The organism is Massilia pseudoviolaceinigra, from assembly GCF_030846505.1.
GTDB classification, from domain to species: domain Bacteria; phylum Pseudomonadota; class Gammaproteobacteria; order Burkholderiales; family Burkholderiaceae_D; genus Telluria_A; species Telluria_A violaceinigra.
This window is the reverse complement of sequence record NZ_JAVCWL010000037.1, coordinates 26,540-46,906: the sequence shown is the minus strand read 5'-3', so window position 1 is coordinate 46,906 and position 20,367 is coordinate 26,540. Positions and strand designations below refer to the sequence as shown.

The window sequence follows — 20,367 nt, the reverse complement described above, 5'->3', positions numbered from 1 at the left end:
ATGGCTTGTTGACACCGTTCGGGCACGAAACACACTTACATCGGAACCTTTTTCAGCATCTCGATACCGACCTTGCCGGCTGCGATTTCACGCAGGGCGACGACGGTTGGCTTGTCCTTGGCTTCGACCTTAGGAGTGTGGCCTTGCAACAACTGACGCGCGCGATACGTCGCGGCCAGGGTCAGCTGAAAGCGGTTAGGGATGTGCTTCAAGCAATCTTCAATGGTAATGCGGGCCATGTAATTTCCTCAATATGACGGTGTGTGCCGTGTCACGATTGTTGCGCATGGATACCCAGTTGGGCAAATAGCGAGGCGTTACGCGCAGCTTGTTGTGCAAAACGGCTGCGTGTCGCTCTGACAATCGCGCTCATCTCTGACAAGGCGACGTTGAACTCTTCATTGATAATAACATACTCGAACTCCGGAGCGTGAGCGATCTCGCCGCCGGCGGCCAGCAGACGGCGCGTGATCACGTTCGGTTCATCCTGGCCACGCTTGTACAGACGCTCTTCGAGGGCGGCGATCGAGGGCGGCAAAATGAAGATGCCGGCGGCGTCGGGAAACTGCTTGCGCACCTGGCGCGCGCCCTGCCAGTCAATTTCGAGCAGGATGTCGGTGCCGGTTTTCATTTCCTTTTCGACCATCAGGCGCGAGGTGCCGTAGTAATTACCGTGCACTTCAGCCCATTCGAGGAATTCCTCGCGGCCGGCGCGCTCGACGAAGTCCTCGGCGGTGGTGAAATGGTACTCGCGGCCATCCTGCTCGCCGGGGCGGGGAGGGCGCGTGGTGGTCGAGATCGACAGCTTGATGCCCGGTTCCTGTGCGAGCAGGGCGTTGACCAGGGTTGACTTGCCGGCACCGGAAGGCGCGGCGACGACGAACAGGCTGCCTGAAAAACCATTGATTGGAGAGGGCATAGGTGTCTTTCTCGGGTACGGGTTGGTGCGTTATTGCGATATGTTGTTACATAGCTACTTGCTACAAATGCGTATACCGTTACCCTAAAAACCGTCATTCCCGCGAAGGCGGGAATCCATGGCACCGATGATCAAAGGTGCTATGGATTCCCGCCTGCGCGGGAACGACGAGCTAGCGGAAGCAACGGGCTAGCGGGCGGCGGTGAGGGTGTCGGGTAAAAACTACTCCAGATTCTGCACCTGCTCCCGCATCTGTTCGATCAACAGCTTCAGTTCCATCGACGCATCGGCCAGTTCCTTCACCGACGCCTTGGCGCCCAGCGTATTGGCTTCGCGGTTCAATTCCTGCATCATGAAATCGAGCCGCTTGCCGACCTGGCCACCCTTTTTGAGGATATGCCGGGTCTCGGTCAAGTGCGCGGACAGGCGCGAGAGCTCTTCCGACACGTCGATGCGAATTCCGTACAAGGTCACTTCCTGGCGAATCCGCTCGAACGCTTCCTGGCGCGTCAGGGTCGACGGCGTGCCGTGCCCGGCCAGCCCCAATGCATCCTGCATGCGCTCGACCGCCTTTTGCTGGAATTGCGCGATCACCTGCGGAATGAGCGGTGTGATGCGCTTGACAATCACGTCCATCGCATCGATGCGCGAAATGAGCATCGCCTCCAGGGCCGCGCCTTCGCGCCGGCGGCTATCGACAAACGCCGCCACGGTAGTGGCCGTGAGCGCGGCCACGTCGGCCTGCAGCGACTCCTGGCCGACCTGGGCTTCCTCGATCACGCCGGGCCAACGCAGCAGCTCGGCCACCGTCATCAGCGGCGCCGAGACGAAATGCTTGGTCACTTCGGTCTGCAAGCGCGCCAGATCGGCCAGCAGGGCGGCATTCAGGGCCTGCGAACCGCCCGCGACCTTGCGCCCGAAGCTCAGGCGTGCCTCGACCTTGCCGCGCGTGATGGCGGCCATGATCGCGGCGCGCAAGTCCGGTTCGAGCGCGCGCAACTCATCGTTGATGCGGAACTGCAGATCCAGAAAGCGCGAATTAACGCTCTTGATTTCAATTGTAAGGGTGCCCGCCGCGCCTTCGCTGGTGGCCACCGCGTAACCTGTCATGCTAGAAATGCTCAATGGAGTCCCCGGTATTTTTATCTTTTCTTTACAAAGCCGTGATTTATCCACACAATCGCCGTGTTAAGCAAGGAACACACAGATGGCTGCACAAAATAACGCTCCCCTGCCCGATGGTCTTGAAATTGCCGGATATCGCATTGTAAAGAAAATTGCGTCCGGTGGGTTCAGTATTGTATATCTCGCTTATGACGCCGAGGGGAACGCGGTCGCCATTAAAGAGTACCTGCCGAGCTCCCTCGCTTTGCGGCAACCTGGCGAGCTCGTTCCGGTGATTTCACCACCCAATCTGCCGGTGTTCCGCATCGGCCTGAAGTGCTTTTTCGAGGAGGGACGGGCGCTCGCGCTGATCTCCCACCCGAACGTGGTGCGGGTGCTGAACTTCTTCCGCGCCAACGATACCGTATACATGGTGATGGGCTACGAATCGGGCCACTCGCTGCAGGAACATATCGCCCGGCTCGGCAGCAAGGGCAGCCGCTTGTCGGAAGCCTTCATCCGCCAGATTTTCCTGGGCGTGTGCGGCGGCCTGCGCGAAGTGCACGCCAACAAGCTGCTGCACCTGGACCTGAAACCGGCCAATATCTACCTGCGCACAGACGGCTCGCCAATTTTGCTCGACTTCGGCGCCGCGCGCCAGACCATCAACGCCGATATCCCGAAGCTCACGCCGATGTACACGCCGGGCTTCGCCCCGCCCGATCTGTACTCGAAAACGGCGGCGCTGGGACCATGGTCGGATATTTACAGTATCGGCGCTACCATCTTCGCCTGCATGGCGGGCGCGCCGCCGCAGCCGGCCGACCAGCGCAAGACCGAAGACAAGATGCCGGGCTACTACGCCAAGCTGGAAGGCAGTTTTTCGCCGGCCTTGATCAACATGGTCAAGAACTGCCTCGACATGGACCCGCTGGCGCGGCCGCAAAGCCTGTTCGCGCTGCAAAAGGAACTGGCGCTGCCGCCACCGAAGAAGCCGGAAGCGCCGCGCGGTCTGGAAAAGCTCGGCGGCCAGGTCCGCGGGCTGGTCGACCGTTTGGGTGGTCTCGGCCGCAAAAAAGTCAACGATAAAAACACCTGATCCAGAAAGATATCTATGCAATTTTCCGTTTATCAGGAAAGCCAGCTCGGCGGCCGCAAGGTCAACCAGGACCGGATGGGATACAGCTTCACGCGCGACGCGCTGCTGCTGGTCCTGGCCGACGGCATGGGCGGCCACCTGCGTGGTGAAATGGCCGCGGCCATCACCCTGCAAACCATGTCGAGCATGTTCCAGCAGCACGCCACGCCGTATGTGAGGAAGCCCGAACGCTTCCTCGAAGAGGCGTTCCTCGAAGCGCACGACGAGATTCACCGCTACCGCATCGCCAACAACATGCCCGACACGCCGCGCACCACGGTGGTGGCTTGCCTGATCCAGCACAACACGGCGATCTGGGCCCACTGCGGCGACTCGCGCCTGTACTGGCTGCGCCGCGGGCAGATTCTGGGACGCACGCGCGACCACTCGCACATCGAGCACCTGATCGCCCAGGGCCTGGCCGATCCGGCCGAACGCGCGACCCACCCGGACCGCAACAAGCTATATAACTGCATCGGCGCCAGTTCCCTGCCGAAGATCGAAGTGTCGCGCCAGGTCAGCCTGCTGACTGGCGACGTGGTCATGCTGTGCTCCGACGGCTTGTGGTCGATGCTGCCGGACGAAGAGATTGTCCATCGCCTCTCGACCCAGACCATCGTGCGCGCCATTCCCGACATGATCAGCACCGCCATCACCATCGGCGGCGAGACGTGCGACAACACGACCGCGCTGGCGATCATGTGGCAAGGCTCGCCCGAAGTGGAGACGGCGGGCGTGAACACGGACGGCAGCGCCGCGGTGATTTCGACCATGATGCTGCCCGAGAACCTGGTCAGCACCACGATCCTGAGCGCCCCGGAGCCGGAGCAGCCGCTCGAAATCGACGCCTTCAACGACGACGAGATCGAGAAGGCGATTGCCGAGATCCGCGACGCCATCGAAAAATCATCCCAGGTTCTTAAGTAAGACCTGCTTTTACAAGGTAATCATGACATTTGAATCACGTCCGAGCGGCCGCGCCGTCGACCAGCTGCGCGACATCGTATTGACGCGCCAGTACACCAAGCATGCCGAAGGATCGGTCTTGATCGAGTGCGGCGACACCAAGGTCATTTGCACGGCCAGCATCGAAGAGAAGGTGCCGGGCTTTTTGAAGGGCAAAGGGCAGGGCTGGCTGACGGCCGAATACGGCATGCTGCCGCGTTCGACGCACACGCGCATGGACCGGGAAGCGGCGCGCGGCAAGCAAAGCGGGCGCACGCAGGAAATCCAGCGCCTGATCGGGCGCTCGCTGCGCGCCGCGTTCGACCTGGAAGCGTTCGGCGAACGCACCCTGAACCTCGATTGCGACGTGATCCAGGCCGATGGCGGCACGCGTACCGCGTCGATCACGGGCGCGATGGTGGCCGCGTACGACGCGTTCAGCAAACTGGTGGCCAGCGGCGCGATTGCCGCGGTGCCGGTGAAGAGTTTTGTGGCGGCGATTTCGGTCGGCGTGTACAAGGGCATGCCGGTGCTGGACCTCGATTACGTCGAGGATTCGGGCTGCGACACGGATATGAATGTGGTGATGACCGAAGCCGGGCACTTTATCGAAGTGCAGGGCACGGCCGAAGGCGCGGCGTTCGACCGCGCCGGGATGAACCGTTTGCTCGATCTGGCGCAGGCGGGGATTGCGGACATTATCGCGTTGCAGAAAAAAGCGCTGGGGATCTAACCGCCCCTTCGTTACCCTTTGTTCCGTCGTTCCTGCCATTGGCAGAAACGACTTCCGGCGCAGGCGGGAACGACGGTTTTTAGGGTGGTGGCACCAAACAGGCTTCGCGGGGACTTAAGTTTGGGGGTACTTACAACACCACCGTAATACTCCGAAACGTCTGCTTCTCCTGCGCCATCCCCTTCACATGCGGCCCGCCGTCATCACTGAGAATCTGTACCTTGCGCGTGCCTGGAATGGCAAACAGCGCCTCCGGCCGCACATCGTCAAAATCCTCATGCACCAGCTGTTCCGGCGCATCGTCCTTCTTGCCTGACCAGCGATACAGCGCAAACTCCCCATGATCGGCCGGCGGCCCGGCCACGATCATGTACGCCAGCCCCACCAGCTCCATGCTGCGGATCGCCAGGCCGCCCAGATCGAGCTCGAACGCTCCGCCAAACTCGGCCCGCTCGCCCTCGATCACCTTCTCCGGGTTCAGCAAATGCACCACCAGCGCCTTGCCTTCCGGAGCGGGATTGCGCAACCCGATCAGCAACGTCCCTTCCGGCGTGGCCGCCAGCCCTTCGATGTTGAAAGCGCCATCGGCTTCCGGCGTCTTCCCGGACGCCTGCGCAATCGGATATTTTTTCAGCTGTTCGGACTCGATCATATCGTCCAGCAGGCCGCTGTAGGCCTTGCCGACCGGTTCCAGGCGCGCTTTTCCTTTGCCATTCGCCTTGCCCGCCTCGGTCGCAAAGAACCGGAAGCGGCGCTCCTGCACCTCGCCCTTCTTGTTGCGCCCGTGCGAGGTAATCCAGTAAATCCGCTCACCGATGGTGGCCGCGCCTTCCAGGTCCGATTCCTTGTTCTTCTTGGTGCCCAAAAAGTCCGACAGGTCGACCACCTCCACCGCGTCGGCCACGCCGCGCTGGTAGATTTTCAGCTGGTTGCGTTCGTCGTTGGCGACCACGAACAGGTCATCCCCGAGCGCGGCGGCAGCCGACGCGTCGCACATGCCGCGATAAACGAAATGGTCTTCCAGTTTGGCGTGCAGCGCATCCGCGATCAGGGTTGCGCTGGCCGGTTCCCGTTGTTTGCTCATGCTGTTCTCCGCTGCGTTTGTCAAAAACGCCATGATAGAGGCTAACGCAGGCGCCGTGCCGCGCGCGTGACCAGCCAGCCCGCCACCACCGTGAAGGTGGCGATGACGGCCGCAATGATCCAGAAGCCGGCCGGGTGGTGCGACAGCGGAATGCCGCCCACGTTCATCCCCAGCATGCCGGCGATGATGTTGATCGGCAGCGCCAGCACAGTGACGATGGTCAGGATGAACAGGCTGCGGCCCGTCTCTTCGCTGACGCGCGCGGCGATTTCTTCCTGCAGCAGCTTGATACGTTCCTGTAGCGACGACATATCGCTCAGCACGACCGAGAATTCCTCGGTCGCTTCGCGCAGCTCCTGGGTGTCCAGGTCGGCCATCCACAAGGGCGGGCGTTGCAGCAGGCGAAACAGGGCGGCCGGTTCGGGCGCCAGCAGGCGTTGCAGGCGCACCAGCACGCGCCGCATGGCGCCCAGGTCTTCGCGCTTGGCGGTGGGGCGGTCGGCCAGCAGCTTGTCTTCGATGTCGTCGACCCGTTCGACGGCGTCGCGCACGATTTTCACCAGCACGTCGGCCTGGTCGCGCAGCAGGTGGATCAGCAGTTCGACCGAGGAGCGCACCGGCTCGCCCTGGCGCACCGCCTGGCGCACGCGTTCGATCGACTGCAAGGGCTTCCTGCGCGCGCTGACGACGACATTGCGCGCCACGCTGACCCACAGGGTCGAAATGTCCGACTCCTCGAACGAAAAATTGTGCAGCACATCGTTGACCACCGCGATCAGGGTGTCTTCGGCCAGTTCGATGCGGGTCGAGCGCGAGCCGGTGTGCAGCGTTTCGTAGAATTCGTCGGCCAGGTTGGCGTGGGTGGTCAGCCACTTTTCGCTGGCCGCGTTGGACAGGTTAAAGTGCAGCCAGATGAATTGCGATGGATTGTTGGCTGCGTGGTCGCGCATCCAGGCCAGCGCCGCGGCCGAATCGATGGCCAGCGCTTCCGGACTGACGCCGAACAGATAGCCCCACACCAGCCCCGAAGGGTCGGAGCCATAGCTCACTTCAACTTTGTCGATCTCAAGCAAGGCAGCCTCCGGCGCGCATGCTGGCGTCATGGTCGGTTTGGGCGTCGCGTAGCGCGTCGCATGGCGCTGCTGTCGGCATCGGATAGTCGTCGTCAATTCAGGATGCCGATATAGTACAGTGTTTGTCCCGCAAAATCCCGCAAAAGCGGCGCCCGCGCCAGCCGGGCGGCTAATGGCGCTAAAATACGCACTTGCGGATGCCGCTGGCATCCATCACCCGCCAGACCAGACTCTTATGACCCAACGCCTTATCCTCGCTTCCAACAACGCCGGCAAACTCAAGGAATTTGGCGAAATCCTCGCACCCGTAGGCTTTACCCTGCACGCGCAGGGCGAATTCGACGTGCCCGAAGCCGACGAGCCGTTTGCCACGTTTGTCGAAAACGCGCTCGAAAAGGCGCGCCACGCGTCGCGCCTGACCGGTTTGCCGGCGCTGGCGGACGATTCGGGCGTCTGCGTCAATGCCCTGGGCGGCGCGCCCGGCGTATGGTCGGCGCGGTTTGCGGGCGAACCGAAATCGGACGCGCGCAACAACGAAAAACTGATCGCCGACCTGGCCGGACACGCCGACAAATCGGCGTACTACTATTGCGTTCTGGTGTTCGTGCGCCACGCGGACGACCCGCAGCCGGTCATCGCCGACGGCCGCTGGAACGGCGAGATCGTCGCCGAGGCGCGCGGCACGGGCGGCTTCGGCTACGATCCGCATTTCTGGATTCCTTCGCTGGGCAAGTGCACCGCCGAGTTGTCGCCGCTTGAAAAGAACGCGCTGTCGCACCGCGGCCAGGCCCTGCGCGCGCTGGTAGAGAAGCTGAAATGATTCCGATCAAAGTCGCCGGCAGCGCCGTCAAGACCGAGCCGCGCTCGCCGGCCGCGAGCGCCCTGCAGTACCTGCAGCCGGGCGCCTTGAACCTGGCCGCGCTGCCGCCGCTGTCGCTGTACATCCACTATCCGTGGTGCGTGAAGAAGTGCCCGTACTGCGACTTCAATTCGCACGAGGCGCGCGGCGAGCTGCCGGAAGAGCAATACCTGGATGCGCTGCGGCTCGATCTGGAACAATCGCTGCCGCTGATCTGGGGCCGCAAGATCTACACCATCTTCATCGGTGGCGGCACGCCGAGCCTGATGTCGGCCAAGGGCCTGGACCGCCTGATGTCGGACGTGCGCACCCTGCTGCCGCTGGATGTGGATGCGGAAGTGACGATGGAAGCCAATCCGGGCACGTTCGAGTCCGAGAAGTTCAGGTCGTTCCGCGCCAGCGGCATCAACCGCCTGTCGATCGGGATTCAGAGCTTCAGCGGCAAGCACCTCAAGGCGCTGGGGCGGATCCATGACGACAACGAGGCGCGCCGGGCGGTCGAGATCGCGCATGCGAACTTTGACAACTTCAATCTCGATCTGATGTATGCCTTGCCGTCGCAGACGCTGGAAGAAGCACGGCACGACCTGGAAACGGCGTTGTCGTTCGCGCCGCCGCACCTGTCGCTGTACCACCTGACGATGGAGCCGAACACGCTGTTCGCCAAGTATCCGCCGGCGCTGCCGGACGACGATGCCAGCGCCGACATGCAGGACATGATCGCGCTGGAGACGGCGGCGGCGGGGTACGGGCATTACGAAGTGTCGGCGTACGCGCAGCCGGGGCGGCGCGCGAAGCACAATGTGAATTACTGGGAGTTCGGCGATTATCTCGGCATCGGCGCGGGTGCGCACTCGAAGATCTCGTTCCCGCACCGGGTGCTGCGCCAGGCGCGCTACAAGCAGCCCAAGGCGTTTATCGAGGCCGCGCGGGCCGGTAATCCGGTGCAGGAAGAGCGCGAGATCGGGCGCGCGGATATGGGGTTCGAGTTCATGCTCAATACCTTGCGCCTGACCGAGGGATTTTCACCGAACCTGTTTGGCGAACGCACCGGCATGGGGATCAATGCGATCGAGCAGACGCTCAATGCGGCCGAGGCCAAGGGCTTGATTTATCGCGATCACAAGATCATCCGGCCGACGGAGTTGGGACAGCGCTTTTTGAATGATTTGCAGGAGATGTTTTTGTCGGCGTAGCTTCCGTCGTTCCCGCGAAGGCGGGAACGCATGCGTTCTCCCCAAGTTCGTAGAGCTGCCTGCGACTACAGAACAATCTTGGGTTCCCGCCTTCGCGGGAACGACGGTGGCTGACGGGAACGACGGTTTTTGAGTTGACAGGGTGTCGTTTCTGGCAGTGCGAGAAACGACGTCGGGTCAGGCCGCCAGTTTCAGCGGCATTTTACCCGCCACCCGCTGCGGCCGGCCTTTCGACGTCGCCGCCAGCTTGAACCCACCAGCCACATCCGCCAGCCGCGCCGCCTGTTCTTCCAGACTGCCGGCCGCCGCTGCCGCTTCCTCCACCAGCGCCGCATTCTGCTGCGTGACCTGGTCCATCTGCGCAATCGCTTCGTTGACCTGGTCGATGCCCACGCGCTGCTCGTTACTGGCGGCGGTGATCTCGGACATGATGTCGGTCACGCGCGCCACGCTGTCGACCACTTCGCCAATCGTGGTGCCGGCTTCCTGCACCAGGCGGGTGCCGTTGCTGACCTGGGCCACCGAGTCGCCGATCAAGCCCTTGATTTCCTTGGCGGCGCCGGCCGAGCGCTGGGCCAGCGTGCGCACTTCGGAAGCGACAACGGCAAACCCGCGTCCCTGTTCGCCCGCGCGCGCCGCTTCCACGGCGGCATTGAGCGCCAGGATATTGGTCTGAAACGCGATGCCGTCGATCACGCCGATGATGTCGACAATCTTGCGCGACGACGCTTCGATCGATCCCATCGTTTCGACCACCTGGCTGACGATCGCGCCGCCCTTGCGCGCCACCTGCGACGCGGCCAGCGCGAGCTGGTTGGCCTGGTGCGCGTTGTCGGCGTTCTGGCGCACGGTGGAGGTCAGTTCTTCCATCGAGGCGGCGGTTTCTTCGAGCGAGCTGGCTTGCTGCTCGGTGCGGGCCGACAGGTCCAGGTTGCCGGCGGCGATTTCGGTCGAGCCGATGGCAATCGCATTGGTGCCGCTCTGGACTTCCGAGACCACGCGCGTGAGCGAGTCGTTCATCGCCTGCAGGGCGCGCATCAGGTCACCGATTTCATCGCGCGCAGCGTGACCGAACTCGGTGGTCAGGTCGCCGCTGGCCACGGTGCCGGCCACCGCCACGGCGGCCTTGAGCGGGCCGATGATCGAGCGCGTGATCAGGAAGGCGCACACGGCGCCGGTCAGCACGGCCAGGGCGCCGAGCAGCAGGAGCAGGCTGATCGTGCGGCTGTTGGCTTTTTCGATGGCGATGGCGGTGTCGTCGATGGTCTTGCGCTGCATGCCCAGCATGGCCTGGATGCTGCTCTGGTACGCGCTGGCGGCGGGGAGAAAGGTTCCGTTGAAGGCCAGATCGGTGGTGGCGCCGTCGCCGGCCTTCTTGGCGGCCATGACTTTTTCCTTGGCCGCCTGGTAAGTGGCGCGCTGGGCCAGGATGGCCTGCATCGTCGCCTTTTCTTCGTCGCTGGTGAGCAGCGGCTCGATCTGCCTGATCAGCTCCGTGCTGCGTTTGACGCTGTCCGCAATGGCTGGCGCGAACGTGGTCGAGAGCGTGTCGTCGGCACTGCGGGCGATCAGCGAGGTGCGGGTGACGGCCGAATAGGTCATCACGTACCAGTCCGAGATCATGCGTTCCTTGGTCAGCGGCTGCGCCATCATGCGCTCCGTGGCGCGCGCGTTGTCGCTCGCCGCCATCATGGCGTAGCCCGTGGACAGGATGGACAAAACCAGCACGATGGCGAAACCGATCGCAAGGCGGGATCCGATGCGGACATTGGGGAACATGATGTTTTCCTGACAGTTGAGAAGTAAATAATTCCGGATGGCAATTATTCTATACGGTAAGATACACATCCAGCTAACGTTTCTCGAACTGCAATCTTTCTCCAAGATGTTGTTTTAAGGCAACGTCTTTCTTGTACCCACCTGATTTTCACCGCAAACCTGGCAATTCCGGCCATTTTATTGTCATTTCGGAATTGTTCATCGGCGCGATAGGCACGCGGCATGAGCGGCCGTCAGGGCGACGGCGGCTGGTCGAGACTGTCGGATCGGCGCAACTTTTTGTTCGAATACAGAGCGGCAACCGGCGCTTGCATGCAGGCATCCCATCCGACTAGAATGAATGTCTGGGCGCTAACATGTCGCGCCGGGCAAGACACTGCGCCACCGCAAGGACATTGCGGCCGCCTGCGCCTGCCGGAGCTTGGATTTCCCTTGACCGGAGGGTCGATGTTCAGCACGCAAACGCTTGCCAGCCGTCTTCTCTACACCATGCTGCCGTGGTACCTGTTGCTATCGGTGAGCATGACGCTGATGCAGCTGGGGATCCAGTACGTCGCGGTCAGCCGTGCCATCGGCAGCGATCTGGCCTCTCTTGGACGTACCGTGGAACCGGGCGCGACGCAAGCGCTGTGGGAGCTCGATACCGCCCGCCTGACAGCCGTGGTGCGCGGCGTGCGCCAGAATGCGATCGTCACCGGCGTGCGGATCAGTAATGCGGATGGCGCAGAGCTGGTCGGCGACGGCGACCGTCCCGCCCTGCGCGCCAGTCCGACGGCCCCGGCATCGCACCAGTACCAACACGACAAAATGCCCTTGCGCTACGTCGAACGCGACAACAAGCAGCGCTTGATCGGCTACCTTGAACTGTATGCCAACGGCGACGTGTTGTGGGATCGCCTCAAGTCGAGTTTCTTTGTCGTGCTGCTCAATTCTGTGCTCGGCAGCACTTTCTTGTGGCTCATCGTTTCCTGGACCATCAGCTATCGCCTGTCGCGCAGCGTGACCGAGGTGGCGCGCGGGGTTGCGCAATGGCGTGCCGCGCCCGGCGAGAGCCGCGCCGGGGAGATCTCCTATCCCTACCGGGACGAACTGGGGCAGCTGGTCGGCGCGCTGAACGACAGCCATGCGCAGCTCTATGATTCGATGCGACAACTGAAGGAGATCAACCAGAACCTGGAAAACAGCGTGGCCGAACGCACCTGCCAATTGCAGCAGGCCAAGGATGCCGCCGAGGCAGCCAACCTGGCAAAGGGGCAATTCCTGGCCAATATGAGCCATGAAATCCGTACCCCCATGAACGCGGTGCTGGGCATGCTGTACCTGGCCCTGAAAACCGACCCCGCGCCGGCGCTTCAGAATTACCTGGGCAAGGCGCAAAGCGCCGCGCTGTCGCTGCTTGGCATCATTAACGACATCCTCGACTTCGCCAAGATCGAAGCGGGCAAGCTCGACATTGAAAACATCCCGTTCACCCTCGACGGCGTTCTGCGACAACTGACCGACGCGGTCGCATACCAGGCCGAGCAAAAGGGGGTGGAATTCCTGATCCGTTACGACCCGGCCATGCCGGCCGAGCTGGTCGGCGACCCCTTGCGTCTCGGCCAGATCCTGCTGAACCTGTGCGGCAACGCGATCAAGTTTACCGAGCAGGGCGAGGTCGAACTGAGCTTTCGCGCGGTTGCCAGCTCCGACAGCGACATCACCATCGCGATGGCGGTGCGCGACACCGGCATCGGCATGTCGCCGCAAGTGCAGCGCGAACTGTTCGCCAAGTTCACCCAGGCCGACCAGAGTACCACGCGGCGTTTCGGCGGCACCGGACTGGGCTTGGCCATCAGTAAGGAACTGGTCGAACTGATGGGCGGGCGCATCTGGATTGCGCACTCCGCGCCGGGCGAGGGCAGCACCTTGTGCTTCGAACTCACCCTGGCGCGCGCCGCCCCCGGTGCGCCGGCGCCGGCGGCGCTGCTCGATCCGGTCGGCCCCTTGCTCAAGGGAATCCGGGTGCTGGTGGTCGACGACAGCGAATCGGCGCGCGACATCATGGCCGACATGCTGCGTTTCCTGCAGCTCGACGTGGCCGCGGCCGCGAACGGGGTGCAGGCGCTGGCCGCGCTGGCCGCCTCCAACGACAAGCCGTTCGATCTGGTGCTGATGGATTGGCGCATGCCCGGCATGAACGGCGACGAAGTGACGCGCCATCTGCGCGCCGACAGCCGCATCACCGACGTGCCCAAGGTGGTCATGGTCACCGCCTATGGCCGCGAAGATGTGTTCCGGCTGGCGCAGCAAGCGGGCGTGGATGGTTTCCTGATCAAGCCTGTCTCGCCGTCGACCTTGCTCGATTCCGTGCTCTCGGTGCTGGGCCGCAAACGCATTCTGGACAATGAGGAGCTGCGCCGCCCGGCCGTGCGCCTGCGCGCCTCGGGCTTGTCGGGCGCGCGCCTGTTGCTGGCCGAAGACAATGACATCAACCGTGAATTCGCCAGCGAACTGCTGCGCAGCGAGGGCATCCTGGTGGACGAGGCGGTCAATGGCCGGCAAGCCGTCGATATGGTGCGCACGGGCAATTACGATGGCGTCCTGATGGATATCCAGATGCCCGTGATGGATGGATTCGAAGCGGCGCGCCAGATCCGGGCCATGGCCGCCACGGCCGATGGCGCGCGCTTCGGCACGCTGCCCATCATCGCCATGACCGCCCTGGCGATGGCCCACGATGTGGTGCAGAGCCGCGCCGCCGGCATGAACGACCATGTGACCAAGCCGATCGCGCCCGAGCGCCTGATGGCCACCCTGGCGCATTGGGTCCGGCTGGCACCGCAGCGCCTCGTCGTGGGCCCGCCGGCGCCGGAACGGGCACCGCTGCGCTTTCCTCCCGATCTGCTCGCGCTCACCAGCCTTGATGTGCGTGAAGGCGTGCGCCGGATCGGTGGCAAGGCCGATGCCTACCGCAGGCAATTGCTGCGCTTTCGCGACAACTATGGCGACGCCGCCGCGCAACTGAGGGCCTTGCTGGCGCTACCCGATCGTGAACCTGCCGACGCTTACTGCCACAGCCTGCTCGGCGTGACCGGCAATCTGGGCGCCAGCGCCTTGTTTTCCCGGCTGGGCGCGATCAGCGGCAAACTCAAGAACGGCGAGCCGCCCGCCGCAGCCGACCTGGAATCGATGCAGGGCTTGCTTGCCGCGCTGCTCGCCGACATCGATGGCATGGCCGCCGCGAATGCGGACGCGAACGCCGCCGCACCGGCCTTGCCGGCCTTGCCGCATGCCTCCCTGATGGCCTTGCTCGACCAGCTGGCAAGCGCGCTCGACTACGATCTGGGGCGGGCCGAATCCTTGCTGGCGCAATTGCGCGCGAGCACGGTCGGCACCAGCGCCGCCGCCGCGATTGCCGAGATCGCCAGCTGTGCCGACGCCTTTGCGATCGAACAGGCGGTGGAACTGGCCCAGGCCCTGCGCCTGCGCCTGAGCCAGGCCAGCGACGACCATTCCATGCCGCCGCCGCACAGCGACGGCACCCTCCGACAGGCGCAACCCGGAACCCATCCATGAGCCGATTCAGCCGACACCGCCCGCGTATTCTGATCGTCGACGACGTGCACGAAAATTTGCATCTCCTGATGAATATCCTGAGCGCGACCCACACCATGACGGCCGCCACCTCGGGCGAAAAGGCGCTCGAGCTGGCACGCCGCAGCCCGCAGCCGGAATTGATTTTGCTCGACATCAAAATGCCGGGCATGGATGGCTATACGGTCTTGTCGCGCCTGAAATCGGACCCGGCCACGACCCATATTCCCGTGATCTTTGTCTCCGCCCTGGACGACGCGGCCGACGTCGCCGGCGGGCTGGAACTGGGCGTGGCCGACTACATCACCAAGCCGGTCGATCCGGAATTGCTGCTGCTGCGCGTGAGCACCCAGCTGACCTTGCAACGCTATCGCGAGGACGCGGGCCTGTTCGACAGCGAGCCCAGCGCCGATCCGGCCAGCGCGCCGACCCTGCTGCTGGTCGACGACGTGCCCCAGAACCTGCATGGGCTGCTCGAAGCATTGCGCGACGATTACCGCATCATGATCGCCGGTTCGGGCGCCAAGGCGCTCGACCTGGTGCAGGGCACGGCGCCGCCCGACCTGATTTTGCTGGACATCATGATGCCCGGCATGGGCGGCCTTGAGGTATGCCAGCACATCAAGTCGCTGCCCGAGCACAGCCGCATTCCGGTCATTTTCGTCACGGTGGCCGACCGGGCGCACGACAAGCTCAAGGGCTTCGAGCTGGGCGCGGCCGACTACATCACCAAGCCGTTCGACATCGAAGAAGTGCGCGCGCGGGTGCGCACCCACCTCGAGCTGAGCCGGCTGCGGCGCCACCTCGAACGCGTGGTCGCCCAGCGTACCGCCCTGCTCCAGAAGAGCGAGGAGAAATACCGCATCCTGGCCGACTACTCGCCTAACTGGGAATACTGGCTGGGGCCGGATGGCAGCTATCTGTACGTCTCGCCCGCCTGCAGCGCGGTGTCGGGTTATGCGCCGGCAGATTTTTTTGCCGACCCGGCCTTGATGGAAAAGATCATCGATCCGGCCGATCTGGCGGGCTGGTCCGAGTTCGGGCCGGCCTGCGGCATGGACGAGATCGCGCCGTTCGTCTGCCGCATCCGCGCCCTGGACGGCAGCGAGCGCTGGGTCGAGCATGTGGCCAGGCGGGTGCTCGACGCCGAGGGCACGCCGCGCGGCTGGCGCGGTTCGTATGCGAATATCACCCAAAGGCGGCAGGCCGAACAACAGCTCGACTTCGTCACCCACCGCGACCCTCTGACCGGCTTGTCGAACCGCGCCTTGTTCGGTGAATTGCTGGTGCACGCCGTCAAGCAGGCCAGGCATGCGCAATCGGTGTTTGCGCTGCTGTTCATCAACCTCGACAACTTCATGACGATCAATGAAAGTCTCGGACACAGTGCCGGCGACCGCTTGCTGACCGAGGTGGCCATGCGCTTGCGCGCGCTGCTGCCGGGAGTGGACGCGATCGCGCGCGTGGGCGGCGACGAATTCACTATCGTCCTCGAGCGCGAAGCGAATGCGCCCGGCGTCGACCTGGTCGCGCAGCGCATCATCGATGCCCTGTCCCTGCCATACCAGCTGGACGGTACCAGCGCCTACGTCGGCGCCAGCGTCGGCATCGCGCTGTATCCGGCCGACGGGGGCGATGTGGAGACCTTGCAAAGCAGCGCGGCCGCGGCCCTGCATCAGGCCAAGGCCAAGGGACCCGGCGCCTTGCGTTTTTTTTCGCCCGAGATGAGCAGCCGCGCCAGAGATAGGCTGGGACTGGAGGCGGACTTGCGCGGCGCCCTCGAACGGCGCGAGTTTTCCCTGCACTACCAGCCGCAGGTGGACCTGCGCAGCGGCGAACTGATCGGCCTGGAAGCGCTGATCCGCTGGACCCATCCGGTGCGCGGCAATGTGGCGCCGGCCGCGTTTATCCCGCTGGCCGAAGAATGCGGCCTGATCGTCGAACTGGGCGAGTGGGTCTTGAAAACGGCTTGCCACCAGATCCGGCGCTGGAGCGACGCCGGGCTGGCGCCGCGCCACACGGCGGTGAATATCTCGGCGGTGCAGCTCAGCAGCGGGCGCCTGCTCGATTCGGTCAGGCGCGCGCTCGACGACGCCGGCATCGCCCCGGAACAGCTGGAACTCGAAATCACCGAAAGCTTCGTGATGCGCGAGCGCGAGCTATCGTTCCAGTCGCTGGCCGACTTGCGCGCGCTCGGGGTGCGCCTGTCGATCGACGATTTCGGCACCGGCTACTCGTCGCTGGCCTATCTGCAGCAGCTCAAGGTCCACAAGCTCAAGATCGACATGTCCTTCGTGCGCGACATGATGAACAACAGCGGCAACGCGGCCATCGTGCGGGCCGTGATCGCGCTCGGGCAGAGCCTGGGGCTGGAAGTGATCGCCGAGGGCGTCGAAGAGGCCGGACAGGCACGCTACCTGCGCGAGCTGGGCTGCGACGTGATGCAGGGCTATCTGTTCAGCCGGCCGCTGGTGGGCGAGGACACCGGCGCATTGCTCGCCGATTTCAGTACCCGGCACTTTACTTTTTAGGCGAGCCGTATGGCTGAATGCTTAGTTTGGCCTTGAGTTTTTTCACATCGCCCGACGCGATCAACAGGTCGATGATGGCGTTCATCTGTTCCACGGAAATGGGGCCATCTTTCCTGACCAGGTTGGACAGTTCGACTTGCGAGTCGTAGTAGTCGGCCACGATCACTTGCTGGCGCACCTTGGGGTCTTTCAGGTATTTCGCCATGATGACTTCGGGCACGATGCCGACATCGGCGCGATCGGCCAGCACGAAGCGGATGGCCCCTTCGTTGGAGCCGAAGAGATAGACCTTGAAGTTTTCCTTGATATAGACTTCGTCGGGGTTGTTGTTGAATAACTGATAATGGTAGCCGCGTACCCCGGCCACGGTTTTTTCTTTCAGATTGTCGAACACCTTGTGTCCGCCGAAGCGGTTGTCGCGGCGCGCGAAATAGATGTCGCCGCTGGTGAAGATGGTCTTGGTCGCCAGCAAGCCTTGTTCCGGCTTGGTCCATAAAATGGTGCGCAAAGGATACACGTCGGCTTGCTTGTCGAGGAAGACGCGGTCGAGGCGCACGCGCGGATAGATGGCCAGTTCGAAACGAAACTTGTCTTGCACCTCATTCATCCGGTTGACGAAATCGGCCAGGTCGCCGCTGGGCACCTTCTTGCTGTCCAGGTACATGAGCTGTGCCCAGGAGTCGGTGGCGACGATCACCTTGATGCGGGCATGCGCGGCCCCGGCGGCGAGCGCCATGCACAAGGCCAGCAGGGAAGACTTCAGCAGCGTTATGGAGAGGCTCACCTTGCACCCGCTTGAGGAGAAATTCTTGGCATAGCATACCGCGAAACAAGGTTTCATCCAATACAGTGCGCGCAGATCATGACAGCGATTTGCCGCCCTTGGCCGCGACACACCGGCCGAGCGCGGCTTGCCACGGGACGGTGTACTGTGTTCGCCCGCTTTAGCGGTCTTGTACCATCGCCTGGATGACTTTCGCCATGCCGTCGACGACCTTGGCCATGCTGGCGTAGTCGAGTTTGTCCGGCGTATCGGTGCTGCGGTGATAGTGCGGGTAACGCATCGTCGCGGTATCGGTGATCATGACGGCTTCATAGCCCTCCTTGTTATAGGAGGTGTGATCGGACCAGGTGACGCCCTTGACGAACGACGGCGCCGCCAGCGACTCGGCGGGGAAGCTGGACGCCTTGCGGAAGGCCGACACGGTCTTGCGCACCAGGCTGGATGAGCCGAGGGTGCCGACAAAAGCGATGAAATTGCCCTGGTCCGGGTAGAAGGCGGCAACGCCGGGCGGATAGCGCTGGCTGTTCTTGGCGTTGGAATAGTAGCCGATGGTTTCCAGGATCAGCGCCGCCTCGACGTGCTGGCCGCGCGCCTTGAGCGCCCTGGCGTGATGGCGGCTGCCCATGCCTTCGCCGCCGAAATAGGGCGGTTCTTCGTTGACGAACAGGACGAACCTGAGTTCGTTACCGGGAGCGGGGACGACGCCCTTGAACATGCGCGCCAGTTCGATAACGGCGGCGCTGCCGCTGCCGTTGTCGTTGGCGCCCGGCGTGCCCGGCGCGGAATCGTAATGCGCGCCGACGATATAGATGCGCTCCGGCTGCTTGCCGGGAGCAATATTAGCGATCGACACTTCCAGATTGCGCACGCGGTGGCCGTCGTACGTGTATTCGTCGCGCCGCACCGCATAGCCTTGGGCGGCGAGGGTGGCTTCGAGATACAGGGCGGCTTTCTCAAGCGCGGCCGGGCTACCAGTGTTGTGTTCGCTTGAAGCGATCTGGCGCACGTGTCCGGCCAGGCGTGCGGGCAGATCGGCTTGCGGCGCGGCGCTGGCGGGAGCGATCAGTGCGGCGGCCGCCACGACGACGGTGGTGTTGAACAGCGTGCTCATACGAATGCGCATTGTGGCCCTGGTATCGGTAGACAGAATGAATGGGCGTGAAGTTCCCGGCCCGGCGGGTTGACGCAAGCGCGATTGTACGGCCGGGGCCGGGTCTGCATGCCAGACCCGGCCCCGGCGCGGGAAGGGGAATTATTGCGCAGCGGTCCAGCCGCCGCCAAGCACGCGGTACAGCGTGACCTGGTTTTGCAGTCGCTGCAGGTTGGCCTGCACCGCCGCCTGTTCGGCGGAAAACAGCGAGCGCTGGGCGTCGAGCAGGTCGAGGTAGCTGGCCGCGCCGCTGCGGTAGCGCAGGTCCGACAGCTTGAAGCGCTCGGCCTCGGCTTCGGCCACCGAACGCTGGGCGCGCAGCTGCTCACCGAACGTGGCCTGGCCGGCCAGCGCGTCCGACACTTCGCGGAACGCCGTCTGCACCGATTTTTCGTACTGCGCCACGGCGATGTCGCGCCCGGCTTTGGCGCTGCCCAGGTTGGCGTTGTTGCGGCCGTAGTCGAAGATCGGCAGCACCATCTGCGGCGCGAACGACCAGCCGTACGAACCGCTCTTGAACAAGCCGCTCAGCTCGTTGCTGGCGCTGCCGGCGCTGCCGGTGAGCGTGATGCGCGGGAAGAAAGCCGCGCGCGCCGCACCGATGTTGGCGTTGGCGGCGATAAGCTGCTGCTCGGCGGCGCGGATGTCCGGGCGCACCGTCAGCAAGTCCGACGGCAAGCCGGCCGGCAGTTCGCTCAGCGCCATCGCCGCCAGCGTGGTGCTGGTGTCCGGCCCGGCCGGCAGCGTCTGGCCGACCAGCAGTGTCAGCAGGTTGAGGTCTTGCGCGCGCTGGCGCTGTTGCTGCGCCAGCACCACGCGGGCGCTGTCGAGCAGCGACAGTGCCTGCTGCAGGTCGAGCTTGGAGACGACGCCGTTGTCGTACTTGAGCTGGATCAGCTTGAGCGATTCCTCGCGCGCGGCCAGGGTTTTTTGCGTCAGGCCCAGCAATTCTTCATCGGCCAGCAGGCTCAGATACGCGTTGGCGACCGACGCGACCAGGCTGATATGCGTGCTCTTGCGCGCTTCTTCGGTGGCCAGGTACTGGGCAAGGCCAGCGTCGCTCAGGCTGCGCACGCGGCCGAACAGGTCCAGTTCGAACGAGCTCACGCCAAACCCGGCCGTGTAGGTGCTGTTGATGCTGTCGTCCTTCCCCGGCACGCGGCTGCCGCTGACGCTGGCGTTGAGCGACGGCAGCCGGTCGGCGCGGCGGATCTGGTACTGCGCGCGTGCCTGTTCGATGTTCAAGATCGCCACGCGCAGGTCGCGGTTGTTGGTCAGCGCCAGTTCGATCAGTTGCTTCAAGCGTGCATCGGCAAAGAAGCGCTGCCAGGCGATGCCCGACGCCGCTTCGGTGCTGGCGCTGCTCATCGCCAGCGCCGGGAAGGCGGGAGCGACCGGCGCGGCCGGACGCTCGTACTTGGGCGCCATCGACGCGCAGCCGGCCAGCGCCACGGAAAGGGCCAGCGCCAGGGGAGTCAGTCGTGTCATCAAGGTGC

Annotated in this window: 16 protein-coding genes; 7 read left to right on the top strand and 9 right to left on the bottom strand. The window is 63.7% G+C overall.

All coding sequences use genetic code 11. The features are described 5' to 3' along the window. Positions 1-35 precede the first annotated feature (35 nt). The 3 genes from rpoZ to RBA40_RS27865 form a co-directional block, all read right to left on the bottom strand. Positions 36-239 carry a DNA-directed RNA polymerase subunit omega gene (gene rpoZ / locus RBA40_RS27875; RefSeq protein WP_054264095.1) on the bottom strand — a complete coding sequence of 68 codons (204 nt, stop codon included), beginning with the start codon at positions 237-239 and terminating at the stop codon, positions 36-38. A 32-nt stretch (positions 240-271) separates the two neighbouring features. Beyond that, a complete protein-coding gene (gene gmk, locus RBA40_RS27870) occupies positions 272-919 on the bottom strand; it encodes a guanylate kinase (protein ID WP_306651666.1) in 648 nt (215 codons plus the stop codon). A 222-nt stretch (positions 920-1,141) separates the two neighbouring features. Beyond that, complete coding sequence (locus RBA40_RS27865; protein WP_054264093.1) at positions 1,142-2,029, bottom strand: YicC/YloC family endoribonuclease; 888 nt, start codon at positions 2,027-2,029, stop codon at positions 1,142-1,144. Between the two features lie 97 nt (positions 2,030-2,126). Here RBA40_RS27865 and RBA40_RS27860 point away from each other — a divergent pair, with 97 nt between their 5' ends. From RBA40_RS27860 to rph, 3 genes are read left to right on the top strand one after another with little or no spacing between them, the layout of a single operon-like run. After that, positions 2,127-3,122 (top strand): serine/threonine protein kinase, encoded by a 996-nt coding sequence (locus RBA40_RS27860; protein ID WP_306651664.1) that lies wholly within the window; start codon positions 2,127-2,129, stop codon positions 3,120-3,122. Between the two features lie 15 nt (positions 3,123-3,137). Then, on the top strand, positions 3,138-4,088 hold the full coding sequence (locus RBA40_RS27855; protein WP_054264091.1) for a PP2C family protein-serine/threonine phosphatase: 951 nt from the start codon (positions 3,138-3,140) through the stop codon (positions 4,086-4,088). Positions 4,089-4,110: 22 nt separating this feature from the next. Beyond that, entirely contained in the window at positions 4,111-4,839 is a 729-nt protein-coding gene (gene rph / locus RBA40_RS27850; RefSeq protein ID WP_306626925.1) for a ribonuclease PH, read from the top strand. A gap of 130 nt (positions 4,840-4,969) precedes the next feature. Here the strand turns inward: rph and RBA40_RS27845 are convergent, their stop codons facing one another. Then, positions 4,970-5,923, bottom strand: a complete 954-nt coding sequence (locus tag RBA40_RS27845) for a DUF3616 domain-containing protein (protein ID WP_306651662.1) — start codon at positions 5,921-5,923, stop codon at positions 4,970-4,972. Between the two features lie 41 nt (positions 5,924-5,964). Further along, a complete protein-coding gene (locus RBA40_RS27840) occupies positions 5,965-7,026 on the bottom strand; it encodes a transporter (protein ID WP_374710557.1) in 1,062 nt (353 codons plus the stop codon). Between the two features lie 205 nt (positions 7,027-7,231). Between RBA40_RS27840 and rdgB the strand changes: the two genes are divergently transcribed. Then, a complete protein-coding gene (gene rdgB, locus RBA40_RS27835; RefSeq protein WP_306651661.1) occupies positions 7,232-7,816 on the top strand; it encodes an RdgB/HAM1 family non-canonical purine NTP pyrophosphatase in 585 nt (194 codons plus the stop codon). After that, positions 7,813-9,051, top strand: a complete 1,239-nt coding sequence (gene hemW, locus RBA40_RS27830) for a radical SAM family heme chaperone HemW (RefSeq protein WP_306651660.1) — start codon at positions 7,813-7,815, stop codon at positions 9,049-9,051. The genes rdgB and hemW overlap by 4 nt, the downstream gene beginning before the upstream one ends. 177 nt (positions 9,052-9,228) lie before the next feature. Here the strand turns inward: hemW and RBA40_RS27825 are convergent, their stop codons facing one another. Beyond that, positions 9,229-10,830 (bottom strand): methyl-accepting chemotaxis protein, encoded by a 1,602-nt coding sequence (locus RBA40_RS27825; RefSeq protein ID WP_306651659.1) that lies wholly within the window; start codon positions 10,828-10,830, stop codon positions 9,229-9,231. A gap of 447 nt (positions 10,831-11,277) precedes the next feature. On the opposite strand from RBA40_RS27825, the gene RBA40_RS27820 reads away from it, so the two are divergent. Further along, positions 11,278-14,388 (top strand): response regulator, encoded by a 3,111-nt coding sequence (locus RBA40_RS27820; protein ID WP_306651658.1) that lies wholly within the window; start codon positions 11,278-11,280, stop codon positions 14,386-14,388. Then, on the top strand, positions 14,385-16,937 hold the full coding sequence (locus tag RBA40_RS27815) for a GGDEF/EAL domain-containing response regulator (protein WP_306651656.1): 2,553 nt from the start codon (positions 14,385-14,387) through the stop codon (positions 16,935-16,937). Before RBA40_RS27820 ends, RBA40_RS27815 begins: the two co-directional genes overlap by 4 nt. Here RBA40_RS27815 and RBA40_RS27810 read toward each other — a convergent pair. From RBA40_RS27810 to RBA40_RS27800, 3 genes are all read right to left on the bottom strand, one after another. Then, positions 16,927-17,721 (bottom strand): substrate-binding periplasmic protein, encoded by a 795-nt coding sequence (locus RBA40_RS27810; protein WP_306651655.1) that lies wholly within the window; start codon positions 17,719-17,721, stop codon positions 16,927-16,929. The two genes, RBA40_RS27815 and RBA40_RS27810, sit on opposite strands and share 11 nt — an antisense overlap. 160 nt (positions 17,722-17,881) lie before the next feature. Continuing rightward, complete coding sequence (locus RBA40_RS27805) at positions 17,882-18,832, bottom strand: M28 family peptidase (RefSeq protein WP_306651653.1); 951 nt, start codon at positions 18,830-18,832, stop codon at positions 17,882-17,884. A 141-nt stretch (positions 18,833-18,973) separates the two neighbouring features. Then, positions 18,974-20,359 carry an efflux transporter outer membrane subunit gene (locus tag RBA40_RS27800; protein ID WP_306651651.1) on the bottom strand — a complete coding sequence of 462 codons (1,386 nt, stop codon included), beginning with the start codon at positions 20,357-20,359 and terminating at the stop codon, positions 18,974-18,976. Between the last annotated feature and the right edge of the window lie 8 nt (positions 20,360-20,367).